Origin of the sequence: Kitasatospora sp. NPDC057542 (assembly GCF_042801945.1) — a bacterium.
Lineage (GTDB): Bacteria > Actinomycetota > Actinomycetes > Streptomycetales > Streptomycetaceae > Kitasatospora.
This window is the reverse complement of record NZ_JBHVFE010000537.1, coordinates 1-5,627: the sequence shown is the minus strand read 5'-3', so window position 1 is coordinate 5,627 and position 5,627 is coordinate 1. Positions and strand designations below refer to the sequence as shown.

At 72.7% G+C, this 5,627-nt stretch carries 6 protein-coding genes and 5 tRNA genes; 7 read left to right on the top strand and 4 right to left on the bottom strand.

Going from position 1 to position 5,627, the window contains the following annotated elements:
• The first annotated feature begins 243 nt into the window (after nt 1-243).
• Nucleotides 244-813, top strand: a complete 570-nt coding sequence (locus ACFU7Y_RS38885; RefSeq protein WP_224278788.1) for a CGNR zinc finger domain-containing protein — start codon at nt 244-246, stop codon at nt 811-813.
• Nucleotides 814-825: 12 nt separating this feature from the next.
• Here ACFU7Y_RS38885 and ACFU7Y_RS38880 read toward each other — a convergent pair whose 3' ends face one another.
• Nucleotides 826-1,287, bottom strand: a complete 462-nt coding sequence (locus tag ACFU7Y_RS38880) for a hypothetical protein (RefSeq protein ID WP_380771186.1) — start codon at nt 1,285-1,287, stop codon at nt 826-828.
• A gap of 110 nt (nt 1,288-1,397) precedes the next feature.
• On the opposite strand from ACFU7Y_RS38880, the gene ACFU7Y_RS38875 reads away from it, so the two are divergent.
• Nucleotides 1,398-1,898 (top strand): DsbA family protein, encoded by a 501-nt coding sequence (locus ACFU7Y_RS38875; RefSeq protein ID WP_224283886.1) that lies wholly within the window; start codon nt 1,398-1,400, stop codon nt 1,896-1,898.
• Nucleotides 1,899-1,910: 12 nt separating this feature from the next.
• Here the strand turns inward: ACFU7Y_RS38875 and ACFU7Y_RS38870 are convergent, their stop codons facing one another.
• The 3 genes from ACFU7Y_RS38870 to ACFU7Y_RS38860 form a co-directional block, all read right to left on the bottom strand.
• Nucleotides 1,911-2,759: a GNAT family N-acetyltransferase gene (locus tag ACFU7Y_RS38870; protein WP_224283887.1), complete on the bottom strand. Its 849-nt coding sequence runs from the start codon at nt 2,757-2,759 to the stop codon at nt 1,911-1,913.
• 61 nt (nt 2,760-2,820) lie between these two features.
• Nucleotides 2,821-3,651: an aminotransferase class IV gene (locus ACFU7Y_RS38865; RefSeq protein WP_224283888.1), complete on the bottom strand. Its 831-nt coding sequence runs from the start codon at nt 3,649-3,651 to the stop codon at nt 2,821-2,823.
• 27 nt (nt 3,652-3,678) lie between these two features.
• Nucleotides 3,679-4,764, bottom strand: a complete 1,086-nt coding sequence (locus ACFU7Y_RS38860; protein ID WP_224283889.1) for a chorismate-binding protein — start codon at nt 4,762-4,764, stop codon at nt 3,679-3,681.
• A 319-nt stretch (nt 4,765-5,083) separates the two neighbouring features.
• Between ACFU7Y_RS38860 and ACFU7Y_RS38855 the strand changes: the two genes are divergently transcribed.
• From ACFU7Y_RS38855 to ACFU7Y_RS38835, 5 genes are all read left to right on the top strand, one after another.
• Nucleotides 5,084-5,156 (top strand) — tRNA-Gly (locus ACFU7Y_RS38855).
• 40 nt (nt 5,157-5,196) lie between these two features.
• A tRNA-Cys gene (locus tag ACFU7Y_RS38850) sits at nt 5,197-5,270 on the top strand.
• A gap of 33 nt (nt 5,271-5,303) precedes the next feature.
• A tRNA-Val gene (locus tag ACFU7Y_RS38845) sits at nt 5,304-5,375 on the top strand.
• 41 nt (nt 5,376-5,416) lie between these two features.
• Nucleotides 5,417-5,488 (top strand) — tRNA-Val (locus tag ACFU7Y_RS38840).
• Between the two features lie 44 nt (nt 5,489-5,532).
• Nucleotides 5,533-5,604, top strand: a tRNA-Val gene (locus tag ACFU7Y_RS38835).
• Nucleotides 5,605-5,627 lie beyond the last annotated feature (23 nt).

Sequence of the window (5,627 nt, the reverse complement as noted above, 5' to 3'; positions counted from 1 at the left end):
TCCCCACGGATGGCCGGCCTCGGTGTCGGGCGCCGACGTCTTTCACCGGCCGCCCACACCTGCGAGTCTCGCACGCCGGTTCGGACGCCGACAGGCCCGGGCGACGCCCGGTTTCGGGCGCCTTGCCGGAGTACGCACACATCTTCGAAAGAAGGCGCCGCCCCACCGGCACGAGGCCCGGTATGGTCTGGGGTAACCGCGGACGCGGGGTATCGGAGTCCCCCTGCGCGAGGAGCCCCCAACGTGCTGATCACCCATGACACCGAGTGCGCGCTGAGCATCCTCGTGGAGCTGCTCAACACCGCGCCCGAGGTGTGTGGCGCCGAGCGACTGCCGGACGTCGCCGCGCTGGACGCCTTCGTGGTCCGCCAGGAGATCAGCGAGATCGACTCGCTGACCGAGCACGACCTGCGGCGGGTGCACGAGCTGCGCACCCGGCTGCGTGAGGTGTTCGCGACGGAGTCCACCGCGGAGGCCGCCGAGCTGGTCAACTCGATCGTCGCGGCAGCCGGGACGACGCCCCGGCTGACCAACCACGACGACCACGACTGGCACATCCACTACTTCGCGCCGCACGCCGCGCTCGGCGACCACCTGGCGGCCGAGCTGGGCATGGCGCTGGCCTTCATCCTCATGGCGGGCGAGCGGGAGCGGCTGCGCCGCTGCGAGGCCCCGGACTGCGCGCGGGTCTTCGTGGACCTCTCCCGGAACCGCTCGCGGCGCTACTGCGACAGCCGCACCTGCGGCAACCGGCTGCACGTCGCCGCCTACCGGGCACGGCAGCGGTCGGCGGAGGCCGTCCCCTCCGCCTGACCCGCCGCCGCCCTAGATCCCGCGCTTGCGGAGGATCTCCTCGATGTCGGCGAAGTCGCCGAGGCCGTCCTCCCGCTTGCCCGCGGCCGGCTTCTTCGGGGCCTTGGGCGTCGCCGCCACCGCCGGGCGCTCGGGCGCCGGGCCGGCCGCGGCCGGGCGCTCCGGGGCACCCTCCACCACCGCACTGCCGCGGCGGCCCACCCAGCGGGTGGTGACCAGCAGGACCGCGGAGACGCCGAGCAGCGCGATGCCGGTCCACACCCGGGGGTCGAGGACCAGCTTGCCCGCCCAGTCGGCGAACTCCCGGCCGATCGTGCTCGCCAGCGGGAACAGGCCGGTCAGGTAGAGCCCGGCGGGCAGCAGGGCCACCGCGAACCACCGGGTCGCCGACAGGAAGCGCCGCCGGTAGGCCCGCAGCCCCGCGAAGGCCACCCCGCCCGCCGTGAGGATGAAGCTGATCGCCGCGCTCAGCACGGGACCACTCCTTCGTGTCCGGTCGTCCTGGTCATCGGTGCCTTCCTCTCGGTCCGCCCTCGGGCGCACCTCCGCCCGGAGCGGGCGCCCACTAGTGGAACACTGGGGGAATGATCGATGGTTCCCTCCCCCGCCTCGAGTTCTGGTGCGACCTCCAGTGCCCGGACTGCCACACCGCGCTGGACGACGTACGGGCGCTGCGCGCGCAGTACGGCGACGCGCTGACCGTGGAGCTGCGGCACTTCCCGCTGGAGAAGCACAAGCATGCCTACGCCGCCGCGGAGGCAGCCGAGGAGGCGTTCGCGCAGGGGCAGGGCTGGCCGTTCGTGGAGGCATTGCTGGCCCGCACCGCGGAGCTGGACGCGCGCGGACAGCAAGTGCTGCTGGAGGTGGCCCGGGAGGTCGGGGCCGACGTCGACGAGGTGGACACCGCGCTGGTCGACGGCCGGCACATGCTGACCGTCGACGCCGACCAGGCCGAGGGCAAGGCGATCGGGGTCACGGGCACGCCGACGTACGTGATCGGCGGGAAGCGCCTCGACGGCGGCCGGAGCCAGGACGGGCTGCGTGCGCAGATCGTGGCCGTCATCGAGGCGGCGAAGACGTCCTGACGGCATGTCGGATCACAGCCGCTTGCCGTAGAGACGCTCGGTGACCTCGTAGCCCAGCGAGCCGTAGAGCCGGGCGGCCACCTCGTTGCGGGTGAAGACGTTGAGGCCCAGGTTGCGCACCCCGGCGGCCAGGCACTCGCGTTCGGCGAGCAGCATCAGAGTGCGTCCGTGTCCCCGGCCCCGGTGGGCCGGGGACACCTCGACGCTCATCACCCAGGCGAGCGGTTCGCCGTCCGGCAGGTCGCGCAGACGCAGCTGCATCCAGAGCGAGCCGTACGGGCCTTCCCCGCCGTCGGCGCTGTACAGCCTGCGCAGGACGACGCCGGGGGTCTCGACGCCCTGCGGGATCGGGCTCGGCCGGTCGTCGCCGCCGATCCTGGCCCCGGCCTGCTCCTCGGTGAGGCCGGACTCGATGAGCGAGTGGCGGAAGTGCTCCGTGGACCGGGCGAGCCAGTCGTCGAGGTCGGCCGGGTCGAAGGGGCGCGCGCTCACCCCGGCGGGCAGGTCGGGGGCGGCGACCAGCCGCTTGGACATGACCTGGGCCCGCTCGGTGTAGCCGAGAGTGGTGGCGAGTCCGCGGGCCGTCGTGGCCGCCCCGGGGACGCTGATGTCGACCCGGGAGCAGCCCCAGGTCCGCAGCACCTCCTCGGCGGCCAGCCCGCCGAACGTGCCACGACCCCGTCCGCGCCCCTCGGTGATCTCCAACTCGGATATGCGGCCCCAGAGTTGGCCACCCTGCGGATCGGCGGTGGTGCGCAGCGCGCCGACCGGGTGGCCGTTCGAGAGGATCAGCCAGCGTCTGGTGCGGCCGCCGGCCGCGGTGGGTGTCTCCGGGCCCTCGGGGCGCAGCGTGGTGGTCATGTGGTGGTCCCTTCCCCTTGCGCGGGAGGTTATCCACCGTGTGCTCTCCCCCGGTCGGGGATCACGGGTCGAGGTCGTCGCCGCTGCGCTCGGTGAAGACGGCCATCGCCTTGGCGGTGACGGGGCCGATGCCGGGCAGTTCGCGGTCGTCGACGCGGGTGACGGCCTGGACGTCGCGGGTGGTGGAGGTCAGGAAGACCTCCTCGGCGTCCCGGAGTGCGCCGAGCGGGAGGTCGGTCTCCTCGGCGCCGCACCAGTCGATGACGAGCTGCCGGGTGATGCCGGCCAGGCAGCCGGAGGCCAGGGTGGGGGTGAGGAGGCGGCCGTCGACGACCACGAAGACGTTGGAGCCGGTGCCCTCGCAGAGCAGTCCGGCGGTGTTGGCGAGCAGGGCCTCGGAAGCGCCGGCGCGGTGGGCGGCGGCCAGGGCGACGACGTTCTCGGCGTACGAGGTGGTCTTGAGGCCGGCGACGGCGCTGTACTCGTTGCGGCGCCAGGGGACGACCACGACGGCGGTCTCGTCGGGGCGGTGGCCGATCGCGCTGAGGGCGACGACCAGGGTGGGGACGGTGCTGCCGCGCTCGGAGCTGAGCGGACCGTTGCCGCCGGTGTAGGTGATGCGCAGCCGGCCGAGCGGTGCCGGGTTGGCGGCGAGGACCTGGGCACAGGCCTCGCGGACCAGGTCGTGGTCGGGGTCGGCCAGGCCGAGACCGCGGGCGGAACGGGTGAGGCGGTCGAGGTGGCGGGTGACCGCGAAGGCCCGGCCCTCGACCGTCTTCAGGGTCTCGAAGACGCCGTCGCCGGTGGTGAGGCCGTGGTCGAGGACCGAGACGGCCGCGTCGGCGGAGTCGACGAGGGCGCCGTTGACCCAGCTCGTGGGGCGGTTGTGCATCGGATGCTGCTCCTAGGCGGTAGGGGCTCAGGCCCTGGTCGGGTCGGATCCGCTGCCGGATTCGCCACCGGGCTCGCTGCCCGACGCTATCGCGACCAGTCGGGCGGCCTTCAGTTCGGTTTCGGCCCATTCGCGCTCGGGGTCGGAGCCCCAGGTGATGCCGGCGCCGGTGCCGAAGCGCAGGACGGGTGCGTCCGGGTCCGTCCGGTCGATCCAGAAGGTGCGGATGCCGACGGCGAGTTCGGCCTCGCCGCGGTCGGCGTCGACCCAGCCGACGGCGCCGCAGTACGGGCCGCGCGGGGCGGTCTCCAGCGCTTCGATGATCCGCAGGGCGCTGGACTTGGGGGCGCCGGTGACGGAGCCGGGCGGGAAGGTGGCGGCGAGGAGCTCGGGCCAGCCGGCGCCCTCGCGCAGGGTGCCCTCGACGGTGGAGACCAGGTGGACCAGGCCGGGGTGCTTCTCGACGGCGCAGAGGTCGGGGACGGTGACGCTGCCGGTCTCGCAGACCCGGCCGAGGTCGTTGCGGACCAGGTCGACGATCATCACGTTCTCGGCGTGGTCCTTGTCGAGGAGGTCGTCCTCGGTGCGGCCGGTGCCCTTGATCGGCCCGGAGGACACGGTGCGGCCGGTGCGGCGCAGGTAGAGCTCGGGCGAGGCGGTGGCGATCTCGACGCCGTGCCCGGGCAGGCGGATGGTGCCGGCGTAGGGGGCGGGGTTGCCGTGGGCGAGGAGGCCGGTGAGGGCGTCGACGTCGCTGCGGTCCGGTTCGGGCAGCGGTGCGGACAGCACCCGGCAGAGGTTGGCCTGGTAGACCTCGCCGGCGGCTATGTGCTCGCGGATGCGGCGGACGCCCGCGGTGTAGGCGGCGCGGTCGAGGGAGCTGTGCCAGCTGCCGGCCTCCGGTCCGCGCCAGCCGGCGCCGGAGGGCGGGGCGGGGGCGGGGCGGACTTCGTCGAAGCGGGCGCAGGTGAGGCGGCCCTCGAAGTCGTAGGCGACGGCCCAGTGGCCGGCGGAGTCGAGGGCCGCCGGGTCCGAGGTGACGTCACGCAGTCCGGTGGCCAGGCGGCCGCCGAAGCGAGCGAGCGGGGTACGGGGGTCGGGGTGGCCGGACACGGTTCTCCTGCGCGGTGGTGCTGGGGGCGGTGCCTGAAGTGTAGGTCGGGGGGCGTGGGCCGGGTCGGGCCCGCGCCCCCGCGCACGAGCAGCCGTGTGCGTCGCGCGGGTGTGCGTCGGGTGACCTGCGGATGATCGTCCGGGAGTGCCGCAGGTGGTGGCCGGTGACCGGCCGGGAGGGCTGACGGGACGGCACTCACCGGTCATCCCCTCGGCATGCTGCGGGAACGGATTTTTAGCTGGCCCGGGAATCCGCTAGAGTTCAACACGTCGCCGGGGAGCGCAGCCGAGGAAAGTCGGTGAAGATCCCGGGAGACAGGCGGACGTGGCTCAGTTGGTAGAGCATCACCTTGCCAAGGTGAGGGTCGCGAGTTCGAATCTCGTCGTCCGCTCGATGGAGAACAGTGTAAGATCGTTCTTCATGTGTTGCCTGGTGGAGTGGCCGAGAGGCGAGGCAACGGCCTGCAAAGCCGTGTACACGGGTTCAAATCCCGTCTCCACCTCCAAGAGGTCCCCCCGGTTCCACCGGGGGCCTCCCCGCGCGATTAGCTCAGCGGGAGAGCACTACCTTGACACGGTAGGGGTCACTGGTTCAATCCCAGTATCGCGCACGTCGGATCCCCCGGGATCCGCTGCAGGACCGCCACACCAGGCGCGATTAGCTCAGCGGGAGAGCACTACCTTGACACGGTAGGGGTCACTGGTTCAATCCCAGTATCGCGCACAGTAACGGGCCCTCCGGGGCCTGCTGCAACACCACCGCACCAGGCGCGATTAGCTCAGCGGGAGAGCACTACCTTGACACGGTAGGGGTCACTGGTTCAATCCCAGTATCGCGCACGTCGGATCCCCCGGGATCCGCT

Bases quoted from the DNA above. Each gene is read 5' to 3' on its own strand.
- ACFU7Y_RS38875 (WP_224283886.1), top strand. From the start codon at position 1,398: ATGATCGATGGTTCCCTCCCCCGCCTCGAGTTCTGGTGCGACCTCCAG.
- ACFU7Y_RS38865 (WP_224283888.1), bottom strand. From the start codon at position 3,651: ATGCACAACCGCCCCACGAGCTGGGTCAACGGCGCCCTCGTCGACTCC.
- ACFU7Y_RS38870 (WP_224283887.1), bottom strand. From the start codon at position 2,759: ATGACCACCACGCTGCGCCCCGAGGGCCCGGAGACACCCACCGCGGCC.